This window comes from Pedobacter cryotolerans (genome assembly GCF_005116475.1).
Classification (GTDB): Bacteria; Bacteroidota; Bacteroidia; order Sphingobacteriales; family Sphingobacteriaceae; genus Pedobacter; species Pedobacter cryotolerans.
Window position 1 is genome coordinate 284520 of sequence record NZ_SWBO01000004.1, and the last position, 14444, is coordinate 298963.

At 33.1% G+C, this 14444-nt stretch carries 15 protein-coding genes; 8 read left to right on the forward strand and 7 right to left on the reverse strand.

The window, feature by feature from the left end; genetic code table 11:
• Positions 1-359: 359 nt before the first annotated feature.
• The 6 genes from FA045_RS09115 to FA045_RS09140 all read right to left on the reverse strand — a co-directional run bounded on the left by FA045_RS09115 (position 360) and on the right by FA045_RS09140 (position 4422).
• Positions 360-554, reverse strand: a complete 195-nt coding sequence (locus FA045_RS09115; RefSeq protein ID WP_225871311.1) for a hypothetical protein — start codon at positions 552-554, stop codon at positions 360-362.
• Positions 555-600: 46 nt separating this feature from the next.
• Positions 601-1179: a PhnA domain-containing protein gene (locus FA045_RS09120; protein WP_136876722.1), complete on the reverse strand. Its 579-nt coding sequence runs from the start codon at positions 1177-1179 to the stop codon at positions 601-603.
• A gap of 285 nt (positions 1180-1464) precedes the next feature.
• On the reverse strand, positions 1465-2376 hold the full coding sequence (gene ctlX, locus FA045_RS09125; protein ID WP_136876724.1) for a citrulline utilization hydrolase CtlX: 912 nt from the start codon (positions 2374-2376) through the stop codon (positions 1465-1467).
• Between the two features lies 1 nt (position 2377).
• On the reverse strand, positions 2378-2680 hold the full coding sequence (locus FA045_RS09130; RefSeq protein WP_136876726.1) for a type II toxin-antitoxin system RelE/ParE family toxin: 303 nt from the start codon (positions 2678-2680) through the stop codon (positions 2378-2380).
• Positions 2673-2921, reverse strand: coding sequence for a type II toxin-antitoxin system ParD family antitoxin (locus FA045_RS09135; protein ID WP_136876728.1), 249 nt, complete (start codon positions 2919-2921; stop codon positions 2673-2675). Before FA045_RS09135 ends, FA045_RS09130 begins: the two co-directional genes overlap by 8 nt.
• A gap of 58 nt (positions 2922-2979) precedes the next feature.
• Positions 2980-4422 carry an arginine deiminase family protein gene (locus tag FA045_RS09140; protein ID WP_136876730.1) on the reverse strand — a complete coding sequence of 481 codons (1443 nt, stop codon included), beginning with the start codon at positions 4420-4422 and terminating at the stop codon, positions 2980-2982.
• A gap of 265 nt (positions 4423-4687) precedes the next feature.
• On the opposite strand from FA045_RS09140, the gene argS reads away from it, so the two are divergent.
• The 3 genes from argS to FA045_RS09155 all read left to right on the forward strand — a co-directional run bounded on the left by argS (position 4688) and on the right by FA045_RS09155 (position 8135).
• Entirely contained in the window at positions 4688-6460 is a 1773-nt protein-coding gene (gene argS / locus FA045_RS09145) for an arginine--tRNA ligase (RefSeq protein ID WP_136876732.1), read from the forward strand.
• A gap of 171 nt (positions 6461-6631) precedes the next feature.
• Complete coding sequence (locus FA045_RS09150; RefSeq protein ID WP_136876734.1) at positions 6632-7285, forward strand: hypothetical protein; 654 nt, start codon at positions 6632-6634, stop codon at positions 7283-7285.
• 79 nt (positions 7286-7364) lie between these two features.
• Complete coding sequence (locus FA045_RS09155) at positions 7365-8135, forward strand: sulfite exporter TauE/SafE family protein (protein WP_136876736.1); 771 nt, start codon at positions 7365-7367, stop codon at positions 8133-8135.
• Between the two features lie 149 nt (positions 8136-8284).
• Here the strand turns inward: FA045_RS09155 and FA045_RS09160 are convergent, their stop codons facing one another.
• The gene (locus FA045_RS09160) at positions 8285-9403 is read right to left on the reverse strand and encodes an AI-2E family transporter (RefSeq protein WP_136876738.1); all 1119 of its coding nucleotides are present in this window, start codon (positions 9401-9403) and stop codon (positions 8285-8287) included.
• A 464-nt stretch (positions 9404-9867) separates the two neighbouring features.
• Here FA045_RS09160 and mnmE point away from each other — a divergent pair, with 464 nt between their 5' ends.
• The 5 genes from mnmE (at position 9868) to FA045_RS09185 (ending at position 14442) form a co-directional block, all read left to right on the forward strand.
• Positions 9868-11226: a tRNA uridine-5-carboxymethylaminomethyl(34) synthesis GTPase MnmE gene (gene mnmE / locus FA045_RS09165; protein WP_136876740.1), complete on the forward strand. Its 1359-nt coding sequence runs from the start codon at positions 9868-9870 to the stop codon at positions 11224-11226.
• 290 nt (positions 11227-11516) lie between these two features.
• Complete coding sequence (locus FA045_RS09170; protein ID WP_136876742.1) at positions 11517-12629, forward strand: site-specific integrase; 1113 nt, start codon at positions 11517-11519, stop codon at positions 12627-12629.
• 2 nt (positions 12630-12631) lie between these two features.
• Positions 12632-13582, forward strand: coding sequence for a hypothetical protein (locus FA045_RS09175; RefSeq protein WP_136876744.1), 951 nt, complete (start codon positions 12632-12634; stop codon positions 13580-13582).
• Positions 13583-13702: 120 nt separating this feature from the next.
• Entirely contained in the window at positions 13703-14008 is a 306-nt protein-coding gene (locus FA045_RS09180; RefSeq protein WP_136876746.1) for a helix-turn-helix transcriptional regulator, read from the forward strand.
• On the forward strand, positions 13996-14442 hold the full coding sequence (locus FA045_RS09185) for a hypothetical protein (protein ID WP_136876748.1): 447 nt from the start codon (positions 13996-13998) through the stop codon (positions 14440-14442). Before FA045_RS09180 ends, FA045_RS09185 begins: the two co-directional genes overlap by 13 nt.
• Positions 14443-14444: the final 2 nt, after the last annotated feature.

Consider the following 14444-nt stretch of genomic DNA (forward strand, 5'->3'; position numbering starts at 1 on the left):
TATCCTATATTTTATACAAGGAATTTGTGAAGGTCTTCGACAAGCTCAGACTGACAGCTAAAATAAAACTTTGCGCTCTTGTGTCTTGGCGGTTTAATATACTTCGGCGTCATATCGAACGTAGCGCAGCGAGAGCTTGTTCCGAATTTCGGAAAGATATGTTTTTGTTTATATAAGCTAATTTTTGTGAAATTAAATTCTGTACTACGAAATAGCAGTTTTCTCCTCGTGAAAAACTCGTTCGAAATGACTAGGTCTAATTGAAGCTTTGGTGTACTTAGGTTTCTTTGGTGGTTAAAGAGCAAAAAGGAGATTGCTTTATTACGTTTGCAATGACGATAATGTGTTACAATGACAGATTATTGTTCTGTTGATTTTTTATTTTTCTTCAGCATCAAAACTATTACTGCGATAAAAGTAATCAGGTATAGAAAACCCAAAGCTGTTTTTCTAAATGTAAAACTTTCAAAATCAAATTCACGAAACAATGCTAATCCTATCGGAAATGCTAGAAATGCAAAAACTAAGTTGAAACCTATTTTATTTTTCATCATTTTAAAGCTTGATAAATAATATTATTGTTGTAGTATTATCCTTAAATTAACCTTTTCTTAAATATTTTGTTAAAATCACAATTGTTTGTCCTTCTACTTTACCTTCTATTTGCTCGGTATTGTCGTGCACTAAACGAATATTTTTTACAACCGTACCTAATTTTGCGCTAATGGTACTTCCTTTAACATCTAAAGTTTTAATTAGCACAACAGTATCTCCTTCTAATAAACGAGCACCATTGCTATCTTGGTGAAATTCTACTGTGCCATCTTGCTCATGGTCGCCAGTTTTTTTAGCCCATTCTAAGGTTTCATCAGTTAAATATAAAATATCTAAACTATCTGCAGCCCAACCTTCATTTCTTAATCTACTTAACATTCTCCATGCTACCACTTGCACGGGTGCAAACTCGCTCCACATGGTTTCTGTTAGTACTTTCCAATGTTCTGGATTAATTTGTTCAGTTTTTTCAATTTGATCTAAACAAGTTTTACAAACCAAAATGCTGTTATCTGCATTGGCGTTATCTGTTGGTGGTACTTCATAAACCGTTAAATTACTGTCTGCAGTGCATAATTCGCATTTATTTCCTGAACGTGTTTGTAATTGTTTTTCTAGAGACATTTGATGTTAGATTTTCCGCGAAATTACTGAATTAATTTGGATTGGGGTTTTAATAGTAGCAATAACATTAATGATTCACGTCATATCAACAAAGCGCACTAGTCCCGACTTCTTCGGGAGCGATGAGATATCTATTTCAAAAAAGCACTGACTGACCGCTGGCTTGTGCTTAAGAAAAAGAGAGATTTAGCTTCGCTGAGCCCTTCGGGGTTCTCAATCGCGAAGAGCTCATTTCGAAATGACGGTAAATGAAAGGAGTACAAATAGGGCTGTAATAGTTAAAACCTATTTTAATGGTAAATGAACCTCTGCTAACATACACCTTGCACTGCCACCACCATTTTGCTCTATCATATAAATAGGCGCATAAATCAGCTTTGCGTATTTAGATAAAGTAGCAATCTGTGTTTCATTCAAAATTTTATAAGCTTGCTCAGACATCACCAATAAACTATCGCCTTTATCATTTTTAACTTGCAGCATATTGCCAGCGAAATGGTTCATTTGATCGAGACTAATTTTTATAATTTCTTTTCCAGAAAGGCTTAATGCTTTTTGTACAAAATCACGTTCGTATAAATTAGGTATGGAATCAAGACAGATTACTGCAAATTTATCGCCAATACACATCATCACATTGGTATGGTAAATTGGGTAATTTTTTGAATCAACAGCATTAAATATTACCGATTTATATCCAGCCAGCTGACAAAAATTATTAAATGCTTCTACTTCGGTACGTACACTTAAACAGGCGTAAGCAATTTTATTTGCTCGATCTAAAACCATGCTGCCCGTACCTTCTAAGAAAATATTTCCATCTTCGTAAAAGCTTAAATCATTGATATGGGTTATTTCGAAATTACTTTCAAGCGTTTTTAATATTTCATTTCTTCTTTCTAACCTACGGTTTTCAGAAAACATAGGATATAAAAATACCGAACCATCCTCATGAAAGGAAACCCAGTTATTCGGGAAAATAGAATCTGGCGTGGCTGGATTTAAAGTATCGTCAATTACCGTAACATCAATACCATTTGAGCGTAACATTGCAACAAAGCCATCAAATTCTTGCAAAGCTTGTTGTTGTACTTCGCTTTGCTCGCTCGCTTGTTGAAATTTATTGTTGCCCGCTGTTTGTTCGTTAAACTTAAAATCAACAGGGCGTATCATTAGGATATGGTTGGTTGTTTGCATTTTACTTTTCTTTAAGCCTGATTTTGTAATCCATTTGTTCGTGCAAAATTCTTACAATTTCAACTTTGTTAAATTTCGTTTCCTGATAAAATATGATATGTTTACCAACATTCAGTCCGAAAATGTTTGAGTTTATAGTTGAGTATAATCTACCGAGATCAGGTTTTTCTGCTATCTGATCAAAAGCATAAATTAAAAGTTCATAATATTTGTCAGCTTGCTTTTCAGACCAATTTTGATAGGTATAGTACCAAATTTCTGTTAAGTCCTCAACAGCTTTATTGGATAATACATAACTACCCATTTTTAGCACGAGCTTTTAGGGCAGCTAGATGTGATTTTGGATCGAAATGATGTGCAATACCGCTATCTAAACCTTCTTTAATCGCTTTTTTTAATGCTAGTGCTTTATCTTCCTCTTCTTCTAAAAGTCTTAATCCAGCACGGATCATCTCGCTTGCATTTTTAAACCTGCCTTTTGCAATACTATTTTCAACAAATTCTTCAAAGTAATTGCCTAATGATACAGAAGTGTTATTTCCCATAGCTCCAAAATTTATAGCTAAAGTTACCAATTATTGGTAATAGTAGCAAGATAAAATTCTAAATATTATCCCTCAATATTGGTAAACTCATACAATGAAAACCACCTCTTGCTCTAGATAATTCTGCCGAAGGCATTAAAATTAAAGTATCTGTAATGGTTTCTGCATCAACTTTACCACTTTCTAAATCGTTAATTAAATCTTTAACATCAACCACATTAAAACCTTCTGCTTTAAAAGCTTCAACTGTTTTATCATTTCTGTCGTAGCCCAAAACCACACCTTCTTTAATGGCTAAAAGGTTACACGAATCAGTCCATTGCTCTCTCGAATCGTAAGGAAATTGATTGTTACCGCTGTAGATAATTTTTGTTGGTTCGGTGCTTTTTAAATCGTTCTGACTAATGTCATTCAGCAAAGCCTCAACATGTTCAAAGTATTTTGGCTGCCCAGGCTTGTCTTTATGAAATTGAATGGCGGTTGTTGCTTCTAGTTTTTCTGGTTCTTTTAAAAAGTTAATTGGTTCATCAGCATTAAACTTTGGCGAATGGGCAATAGAATTTAAAATTACCCAAGTATTTCGCTTAACCTGTGTAAAAACAGTGTCTAAGTGCATGTAATCTCGCTTTGCTGGAATTTTAACAACGGTTACTTTCTCTACCACATTTTGCTCAAATAACAATTTAATAGCCTCATTTGCGCCATGTTCTGATGTACGCTCGCTGCAACCAATTAATACATGATTCGGACTAACCATCATTACATCACCGCCTTCTAATGTGGTACTAAATGCAGGTTCATCTCCTGGACGTAAAAAGTGCATGGTAACATCAGGTATTTCTAAAATGTTATTGTTGTAACTTTCAAAAATAGGATGATTAAAGAAAATATAACGCATCAACAATGTTTCGCGAACACGAGCTTTTTTTGCTGGTTTATTTAATAAAATATGGTTATTGATGGTTGTTCCTACATCTCTAGTAAAAATTAAATTCGGGATAGGCGCAAAAATCATGGTGTCGTCTGGTAAAGTTCCAGATATTAAAATCTCTGCTAAATCTTTAGGATTGGTATTGGTTAATTCTATTTGTACTTTATAGGTGCATCCTTCAATAGCAGCAACAGCGGCAACCAATTTTTTTCTGATGGATTCATTTTCCAACATCTCGCTCAATAGGTTTTGAACTTCGATAACATTTTTAGAATTATGAAAATCTGGATGGTTGGGTTTAAAGAAGTTACGATCAGCTTCCTCAGAATCAATTTCAGCTAATTTGCCTTTAATTTTTTCTGGATCTAAAAAGTACATTAACAATTTAAGGTAGTAATCGTATTCGCCTTTGCGGATGGTATCTAAGTGAACAATATCTTCAAAAAGCCAATCTTGCGCCTTAGAAGGTACCACTTTACCTAAACCACTATCTGGACTGTGGATGAGTAATTTTCTTAATCTGCCAATTTCTGTATTTACGTTAACTTCGAAATTTTCTTTTCCGCTCATATATTTGGGGTGTCTCTTTACAAAGCTATTAGAATTTTTGAAAGTCCGAAAGTATGAAAGTTGGAAAGACGGAAATTTAGGAAGAATGGTTCATTGGTTAATTAGTTAGGTTGCGTTAGGGATAGGAGCGGCATACTTTTAGCCCGAGCGCAGCGAAGGAAAGCTAAAAGATATAGCGGATAGCCCGCCCGAACGCCCAAATTATTATTTTGAAAGCATCAATATGTTTCTTTCAGCTTTAGTCTTTAATCGCTATTTTTGCAACATGAATTTTATAATTACCGCTACACTTAAGGCTGTTAAACAGATTTACAACGAAGAGATTGCTGAAAGTTTAATCAATATACAAGAAACACGTAAAGAATTTGAAGGTCAGGTAACGATTGTTGTTTTTCCGATTACCAAAATTTCAAAAAAATCTCCGGAGGAAACGGCTACCGCAATTGGCGAATATTTAGTTAAAAACGTAGCAGAGGTTACTGCCTTTAATGTGGTAAAAGGCTTCTTGAACTTAAGCATAGCTGATAGTTATTGGTTAAATCTTTTTAATAATGAGCTATTGAGCGATGATTTTGGCAAGATCAAAGCAAATGGTAAAAAAGTGATGGTAGAATATTCATCGCCAAATACCAATAAACCATTGCATTTAGGTCATGTGCGAAATAATTTATTGGGTTATGCGGTGGCTGAGTTGCTAAAAGCTGACGGTTACGAAGTTTTTAAAGTGAATTTGGTAAACGATAGAGGAATTCACATTTGTAAATCGATGTTAGCCTGGCAAAAATGGGGTAATGAAGAAACTCCAGAAAGCTCTGGTTTAAAAGGCGATCATTTAGTGGGTAAATACTACGTAATTTTCGATAAAGAATACAAAAAAGAAATAGAGGCTTTGGTTGCACAAGGGCAAACTGAAGACGAAGCCAAAAAGAATGCACCACTAATTAAAGAAGCCCAGCAAATGTTGTTAGCTTGGGAAGCCGGAGATGAAGAGGTAATCAATCTTTGGAAAAAGATGAATCGTTGGGTTTATGATGGTTTTGCAGTAACCTATAAAAATTTAGGGGTAGATTTTGATCAATATTACTACGAAAGCTATACTTATTTATTGGGTAAAGATACGGTTGAGGAAGGATTGGAAAAGGGAGTTTTCTTTAAAAAAGAAGATGGCTCTGTTTGGATAGATTTAACTGCCGATGGCTTAGACCAAAAACTGGTTTTACGTGCCGATGGAACCTCGGTTTACATTACCCAAGATTTAGGGACTGCCCAAATGAAATATGATGATTTTGATATGGATCAATCTATTTATGTGGTTGGTAATGAGCAAGATTATCACTTTAAGGTATTGTTTTTAATTTTAGAAAAATTAGGCAAAAGTTGGGCAAAAGGTTTACATCACTTAAGTTATGGAATGGTAGATTTACCTAGCGGTAAAATGAAAAGTAGGGAAGGAACCGTTGTTGACGCTGATGACTTGATCGCTGAAATGATTAATACTGCAAAAGAAAAAACTGAAGCATTAGGTAAAATCAACGATTTTTCGGACGAAGAAAAAGAAGAATTGTATTATAACATTGGTTTAGGTGCATTAAAATATTTCTTATTAAAAGTTGAGCCTAAAAAACGTTTGTTATTTGATCCAGCTGAATCGATAGATTTTCAAGGTAATACAGGGCCATTTATTCAATATACGCACGCTAGAATTAAATCTTTGCTTGCAAAAGCTAATTTCAAATCGAATGTCATCCTGAGCGTAGTCGAAGGATTAGAACCTACAGAGTTGGAAATGATTATGTTGTTGGCAAAATATCCTGAAGAATTAACTAATGCGGCAAAAGCCTATAGTCCTGCGTTTTTAGCAAATTATTTATATGAAGTGGCTAAGTTGTTTAACAAGTTTTACCACGAAGTACCACCAATTGTAAAAGAAGAAAACAAAACTTTAAAGCAACATCGTTTAAACATTTGTAAAGTTACTGCTGATGTTTTAAAAGCAGGAACAGCAATTTTAGGGATTAATGTGCCAGAGCGGATGTAAAAAGGGTATCATTCGTTCAATAGTTCATTTGACATCAATCTTAATAAGGTTTGTCATTCTTATTGCAATGAAAAATATCTTGAGAAGATGACTAAAACATCATCTACACTTAAGAAGATTACAAGAAATTATCATCTAATTAAAATAAACTTTAAACTTATTACGCTACTCATGCAAAAATTAATTATTTGTTTTCTAATGATCATCTATGGATCAGTATCATTTGCTCAAAAAAACTTAATCTTTAGCGATGATTTTGAGGATTATGAAAATGATTGGCAAGAAATCAAAAATAAAGAGTTTGTTGTTAAACAAAATCAAGGAAAGTTATTCTTTAGTAAAGCCAATAACAATAGAATTGTAAATGGTTGCTTATGGTATAAAAAAACAATACCTAACTTTAATACTGGACAAAATTTTACGATAGAATTTGAAGCTAAAGGTTTAAGTTCTGAATTTAAAGACTATTTATTTGACATTCAATGGGGCAGGTTGCAAGAATTTGATGGGGTAAGGAAAACTGCAATTTACCAGTTAGATTTTAATACCAATAGAGTGAGGTTGTCAAGACTAAACAAACCAAAAAATTGGGAGTATTTTAGATGGTCCAATGAATTAATAGATAAATCATTCTCTGAATTTAGTCTTGAATACAACATATTAAATAAATACGAGATTATACAACAAGATGGCACATTAATGGTTAAAATAAATGGAAAACAAGTCGGTAAATGGATTGTTGAACCATTAGACGGTAGTGAAATCGGCTTTCAAAATTGTTTAAAAGGCGAATGGGAATTAGAAAACATCATTATCAAACAATAAAATTGCTATAAATCTTTGTTTCAAAGATCATAATAAGCAGCTTTGTCTCAAATCTCATATCTAAATTCTCACATCTCCATTGACAACCTACATCCAAGAACTTATTCTACTTTGCCTTGCCGCATTTTCTGCAGGTTTTATTGATGCCATTGTAGGTGGCGGTGGTTTATTGCAAACACCTGCAACGCTGTTAATTTTGCCACATTATCCAGTAGCAAGTATTTTCGGAACAGTTAAAATACCTTCTTTGCTAGGTACAAGCGTAGCGGCATATAAATACTCGAAACAAGTAAAATTTAATTTTAAAGTTTTAGGATCCTGTGTTTTTACCGCTTTCTGCGCATCGCTTTTAGGAGCTTATTCGGTAAGCTTAATTAACAATGATGTAATAAAACCAATAATTTTAGTAGTGTTAATTGGAGTTGCGATTTATACCTATTTTAATAAGCAATTTGGTATCCATCAGCATAAAGAACACTCCATTAAAAAACAAGTTTTGTTAGCAGGTTTTTTTGGGTTAATAATCGGTTTTTACGATGGATTAATTGGTCCAGGAACAGGTTCTTTTTTAATCTTAGTTTTTATCGCTGTGCTTGGTTTCGATTTTGTTGGTGCAAGTGCACATGCTAAAATTGTAAACATTGCTACCAATTTGGCAGCGCTGATTTACTTTAGTTCAACAGGGCATGTGTTGTACCAATATGCTTTACCAATGGCAGCTTTTAATATCCTCGGTTCATTTTTTGGTGCTAGGTTAGCTTTGCTCAAAGGCAATAAATTTATCCGTATTTTCTTTTTAATCGTGGTATTTGGTACGATATTAAGATTTGCTTGGGATGTGTTAAAATAAAGAAGTTGATAGTAAATAGTTGATAGTCAATAGCCAAAATTGCTACTGTTTAGAAAAATTTTTAAGATGTTTTAAGCACTTTATATTTTGACTTCAAATCAATAAACTCATAGTCCATCAAATATAATCCATCAACTATCAACTATAATCTATTTCTCTACCCCAGATTTTGTTTCAACAACCTTTTTCCTTCTAAAACTCGGAAATTGCATTGGGCTTTTCTCAGGTCTTTCATCGCCTAGCAAAACACCCCATTGCTTAAATTGCTCAGTACGGTCGAAAATAATTTTAAGTACAGCAATTATAGGCAGTGATAAGAACATACCCGAAACACCAGCAATACTACCTCCAATTAGCACACCTAAAATAGAGAATAAAGCATTAATTTTTACTTTAGAACCTACAATACGAGGCATTAAAATATTATTATCTAAAAACTGAACTACAGCAATAACGCCTAAAACAGTTACCACTGGCCATAACTCTGTTGATGAAGTAAGCGTAAGCAAAACCCCAATTAAGTTTCCAATTAATGCCCCCACATAAGGAATTAAGTTTAAAATAGCGAAAATAACCCCAATCAATAAAGCGTGTTTGATGCCGATAAGCAACAGAATTCCGCCTAATAATATGGTCATGTAAGTAACTTGAATTAACAAGCCAATTAAGTAACTTTTAATGATACTTTCTGTTTCATAAACTACATCTTTAACCTTAGGATGATCGTCGGTTTTAAACCACATAAAAGTAAAACGCAATAAAATATCTTTATAAAATAAAATTAAGTAGATATAAATTGGCAATAGACCAACAAAAACAAAAACACCTGTTAAGGTTACAGCTGCTCCACTTGCAGCTTGTCCGCCCATAGAAAGTAGGTCGTCACTCTTTTCGTTAATGAATTTTGTTTGTTCTTTGGTATCTATGCCAGTTAAACTGCCCACCCATTCTTGTAGCGACTGCAAATGTTTAGCTACATTCTGTTTTATCTGCGGAAAATCATCAACCAGCATACCAATTTGAGCCGAAAAGAACCAAACAATACCAGCAATAAAAATAGCCACCAATAAAATCGGTATAACTATAGAAAGCGATTCTGGAACTTTAAACCTTCTTAAAAAACGATAGATAGGCAATAGCATGATGCTAATGAAGAATGCCATGATGATTGGCATGATGATATCTCTGCCAATTACCATAATGGCAACAGCAAGTACAATACCCAATAATTCAATAGATCTCTTTACGGTAAGTGGCAGTTCTTTCATTTTAGTTTATTTATGATGCAACAACAGAAAGTTAGGCAATTTGTTTGCTTTATGGAGTTAATGCGTTAAAATATTTTTTATAGTAATTTGCTTGAGCCTGATTTAAAATTTGAAGCTCAATTTTAGCGCTCTTTTTAATTTTGTTCCTGCTTTCGTTGCAATCTTTTTACCCCCAACCCCCTAAAGGGGGCTTTTATAAAAAGTATTTACGCTCAATCAGGGCTATTTTGCAAAAACTATGCTATTCAAAACGTTCCTAGTAGCAAAAGCTTTTTTTTATAAACTCGATAGGAACGGAAATCTCCCGATTTTTTCTATCGGGAATTGTAGTGTTTAGCGGGGCTGATTTAGCCATCAACTACTGCCATTCGTTTTCAAAATAAAAAAAATATTGTTAACGTTGTTGTATGGATAAATCTAGGCCTGAGTTTAAAACTGCCAACTGAAAACTGTATTTTTGTGGCATGTACAATCAAGATACCATTATTGCTTTATCAACTCCACCAGGCAGCGGTGCTATAGGCGTAATTCGTTTATCAGGCCCCGATGCCATTACCTTAACTAATGAAGTTTTTGCTGGCAAAGATTTAACACAACAAGCTTCGCATACATTGCATTTTGGTTTGGTAAAAGACGGTGACATTTTGATTGATGAAGTAGTTGCGGGATTGTATGTTGCGCCAAAATCGTACACCAAAGAAAACGTGGTAGAAATTTCGTGCCATGGTTCTAATTACATCATCCAGCAAATTTTAAACTTGCTAATTAAAAAAGGAGCTCGACCTGCAAAACCAGGCGAATTTACCTTGCGGGCATTTTTAAACGGCGGTTTAGATTTAAGTCAGGCAGAAGCGGTGGCCGATTTAATTGCATCAGACAGTAAAGCCTCGCACGATGTAGCTTTGCAGCAAATGAGGGGTGGTTTTAGTAACGAGTTGAAAGGTTTACGCGAGCAACTGATCCATTTTGCATCGATGATAGAATTGGAGTTAGATTTTGCGGAGGAAGATGTAGAATTTGCCAATCGAGATCAATTAAAAGCTTTAATCTTACGTCTCATAACTCACATCTCACGTCTCATATCCTCTTTCGAGATGGGTAATGTGTTGAAGAATGGCGTGCCAATTGTAATTGCAGGTAAACCTAATGTAGGCAAATCTACCTTGTTAAATGCTTTGTTAAATGAAGATAGAGCCATTGTTTCTGATATTGCTGGTACAACAAGAGATACCATAGAAGATGAACTGAACATTAACGGCATTATTTTTAGATTTATAGATACGGCTGGTATTCGTGATACTGCCGATATTATTGAGGCGAAAGGAGTGGAGCGCACTTTAGAACGCATGAAACAAGCCAAGCTGATTTTATACATGGTTGATGCTTTGCAAACGCCAGATGAGCTAGATGAACAATTGACAGATTTGAAGAAAATAGACATCCCATATTTAGCGATAGTTAACAAAGCTGATTTGTTTACCGATGAACAAAAGGCGGAGTTTGCTAAAAAAGAAGTATTGTTTCTGTCGGCTAAAGAAAATGTTGGGGTAGAGGAGTTGAAAACTGCACTTTTAGCTAAGGTAAACTTGCATAGCATTAATACCAGCGAAACTTTGGTTACGAATATTCGCCATTTAGAAGCGTTGAAGCAAACTGAAAATGCTTTAGCCAATGTGCTGAATAATATAGACAACCCTGTTACTTCAGATTTTTTAGCGATGGATATTAAACAGGCACTCCATTATTTAGGTGAGATTACTGGCGAGGTTACTACCGATGATTTATTGGAGAATATTTTTACGAAGTTTTGTATTGGGAAGTAGGTAATTTGCATTTGATATACGAATCATTGCCTATTGCGTTCAAATGCATACTCTAGCTTTCTTTTTAATTCTTTTAAGCCTATTTGCTTGATAATTTTTGTTACGTTTTTAGAACTCTCAAAAAAAGTTTCAAAAACGTAACAACACTTCAAATAGCCGCTATTTTCATTTGTTTTCATTTAGTTTCTGATTAAATTTAGGCAAGATGTTGATGACTAATGTTTTACGGTGTAATTTTCATTTGTAATGTTAACCTAACTTACCTTTACAATTCATAAAAACATACAGAAATGAGTATCAAAATTGTACAAAAGAAACTACAAAACAACAAAGTCAGCCTAGCGCTTAAAATCTATCAAGAAGGGAAAAGCAAACAGTATAAATTAAAAGATTTATTCTTGTATTCGAAACCCACCAATCTCAATGAGAAGAATCATAACGCTGAAACAAAAAAACTTGCGGAGTCAATTCTTGCGAAGAGACAGCTTGAAATTCAAAGTACAAGCTATAACGTTCATACAGGTTTTAAATCTCAAGGTAGCTTTTTAGAGTACTTTAATAAATTAGGTAGAGAGAGAAGAGAATCTGAAGGAAATTATGGTAATTGGAAAAGTGCTTATAAGCACCTTCTAAATTTTGCTAATGGTAACGATGTGAAATTCAGTGATTGTGATGATGATTTTTTGAAAGGCTTTAAACGATTCTTGTTAGAAGCAAAGTTAACTAAAAGCAATACCAGACTTTCAAATAATTCAGCACTCTCTTATTTAAATAAAGTTAAGGCAGCACTAACGCAAGCATATAATGATAGGATAATAACAGACAATCCAGGTTCAAGAATTAAAGGTATCCAACAGGAAGAAAATCCTAGAGAGTACCTACTTCATGAAGAATTAAAGAAACTAGTAAAAACACCATGTGATGTGCCAATGCTTAAAACAGCGTTTTTATTTAGCTGTATCACTGGATTAAGATGGTCTGATATAAATAAATTAGACTGGAAGGAAGTAATTTATTCAGAAGCAGAAAATCAATGGAAGATACATTTTAAGCAGAAAAAAACCAAAGGAATACAATATCATCCAATTTCTGATGAAGCTTATGAAATGTTAGTAAACGACCAAAATCAGTTAGGTAGAGTTTTTAAAGGATTAAAATATAGTGCATGGAATAATCATAAACTTGCAGAATGGGTTTGGAAGGATGCAGATATAAAGAAAAAAATCACTTTTCATTGTGCGAGGCACACATATGCGACTTTGTTGCTGACCTCAGGAGGGGATATTTATACTGTATCAAGTTTATTAGGACATCAAAATCTAAAAACAACGCAAATTTATGCGAAAATTATTAATCCAAAGAAGAATGAAACTGTAGATTTGATACCAAGAATTTATGGTTAAATATGGAAACGGTTATTATTGATAAAATTGATTTGTTATATAATTCTTCGAGAGCAAGGTATGAGGAAATTGAATTTAAATATCAATCAAACTTTGTATATAATTTTGATAATGAAATAAACGATTTTATCAATAAACCACCATTAGCCTTAAGAAGGCTACTTACGCTTTTTGTAAAGTGGAAGAAAGATCACTTATGGAAGAAAGAAATAGATTTAAATATTAAGAATGAAAATGTTGGATATTTCCAATTTTTAAAGCAGTCCTTTGATAGACAGTATTATCTAATAAAAAACTTCAATAAGGCGCTTGAATTATATGATAGTGACAAACAGTTTTCTCAAGATCTCATCTATCGTTTTGATGATAAAAAAAGGTTAGACAAAGATGAATTTCTATTGGCTATTCAATTGTATTATATAAATGTTTACGAAATCTTAGAAGATTATGCAATTAAACTATATCCTGATTTAAATAGCCATTTAAATCAGGAAAAAAGTTTGAACTTTAAAAAATCACTTAAAACTAAAATAATTAAACCAGTTTCATTTAATATTATAAGTTTAAATGATAAACAAATTTCAGAACTTCATAAGAAACTTTTAGAATTTAGGTTTATTGGAAAAGATACATCTTATATCACTTTTAAGCGTATTATTCTACAAAAAAACCTAACTAACACGGATATAATTTACTGGATTGACATAGCATATAGTCATGAAATAAACAAGCAGTCTATAATAGAACTAGTTTCTTATTTGATACCAAAAGATAAGAGGATGCAAAACAGCTTTATTTATCAATTTTTTCGTTTAGGTGAAAAAAGCGGCTTTCCTCAAGCTGTAACAGTTGAAAGTATGAAAAGTAGTAGAACTCGATATAAGCAAAATCTAAATAAAAATAAGGAAAAAAGCAATATTAACTTATTGTTTAATAGTATGTTATATAAATAACACCTACACCATTAGCTGCACTAAGTGTAGGTTTTGCTCTTTCACACCTCTTTGTTTTTTAAGACTTTTGGAACACGATTTAAGGCCTAAATCTAATTCAAATTCTTAAAAACAAAAAAAATGGATAACACACACAGTAATACTCTTGAACGGATAGAAGCACTACTTCTTAATCAAAAACAAATTCTTAATATCGATGAATTCTGTCGCTATACAGGGTTTTCAAAATCGTTTGCATATAAATTAACAAGTGCAAAACGACTACCTTTTAGCTGTCCCAATGGAAAGCTTATTTTCTTTCGAAAACCAGATGTTGATAATTTTCTGCTAGCCAACCCCGTAAGTTCCACCGATGATATTAATCAGCAAGCTATTGATTATGTAAATAATATTTCATCTCAAAAAGGAAAAAAATGGAAGGATTAGACGCATATTATAAATTCGAAATTCAAGAAATTGATAATAGTGAAAATTATAAAATATTACCTCTTTTCAAAAGAGGTAATAATATGATTTTAAATGAAATATTTGCAAGTTCTGAATTTCTTGAGCTTACTAAAATTGGTCCCATAGCTGATATGAACAATTATGTAGCCTTTGAGATTAAACTTAAAGCTAAATTCCATAAATACCTCATTGTATCCTTACAATCATTCGATAGTATACTCCCGTTTGGAGTGGTAAAATATGAAAACGTGAAAGACGCTATTTTATTTAGAATTACCAATGAAAACATTTTTGAGATTTATGTTTCCGCAAACAACAAGGGGCATGTACTTAATTATCTTCAACTAATGATTAATGGTTCGCTGAATGAATACATAGAAGAGATTAGCCAACCAATAGATATAAACAATTAAAA

Excerpts from the sequence above, each read along its gene's own strand:
- FA045_RS09115 (WP_225871311.1), bottom strand. The coding sequence starts at position 554 with ATGATGAAAAATAAAATAGGTTTCAACTTAGTTTTTGCATTTCTAGCA.
- FA045_RS09120 (WP_136876722.1), bottom strand. The coding sequence starts at position 1,179 with ATGTCTCTAGAAAAACAATTACAAACACGTTCAGGAAATAAATGCGAA.
- ctlX (WP_136876724.1), bottom strand. The coding sequence starts at position 2,376 with ATGCAAACAACCAACCATATCCTAATGATACGCCCTGTTGATTTTAAG.
- FA045_RS09130 (WP_136876726.1), bottom strand. The coding sequence starts at position 2,680 with ATGGGTAGTTATGTATTATCCAATAAAGCTGTTGAGGACTTAACAGAA.
- FA045_RS09135 (WP_136876728.1), bottom strand. The coding sequence starts at position 2,921 with ATGGGAAATAACACTTCTGTATCATTAGGCAATTACTTTGAAGAATTT.
- FA045_RS09140 (WP_136876730.1), bottom strand. The coding sequence starts at position 4,422 with ATGAGCGGAAAAGAAAATTTCGAAGTTAACGTAAATACAGAAATTGGC.
- argS (WP_136876732.1), top strand. The coding sequence starts at position 4,688 with ATGAATTTTATAATTACCGCTACACTTAAGGCTGTTAAACAGATTTAC.
- FA045_RS09150 (WP_136876734.1), top strand. The coding sequence starts at position 6,632 with ATGCAAAAATTAATTATTTGTTTTCTAATGATCATCTATGGATCAGTA.
- FA045_RS09160 (WP_136876738.1), bottom strand. The coding sequence starts at position 9,403 with ATGAAAGAACTGCCACTTACCGTAAAGAGATCTATTGAATTATTGGGT.
- mnmE (WP_136876740.1), top strand. The coding sequence starts at position 9,868 with ATGTACAATCAAGATACCATTATTGCTTTATCAACTCCACCAGGCAGC.
- FA045_RS09170 (WP_136876742.1), top strand. The coding sequence starts at position 11,517 with ATGAGTATCAAAATTGTACAAAAGAAACTACAAAACAACAAAGTCAGC.
- FA045_RS09175 (WP_136876744.1), top strand. The coding sequence starts at position 12,632 with ATGGAAACGGTTATTATTGATAAAATTGATTTGTTATATAATTCTTCG.
- FA045_RS09180 (WP_136876746.1), top strand. The coding sequence starts at position 13,703 with ATGGATAACACACACAGTAATACTCTTGAACGGATAGAAGCACTACTT.
- FA045_RS09185 (WP_136876748.1), top strand. The coding sequence starts at position 13,996 with ATGGAAGGATTAGACGCATATTATAAATTCGAAATTCAAGAAATTGAT.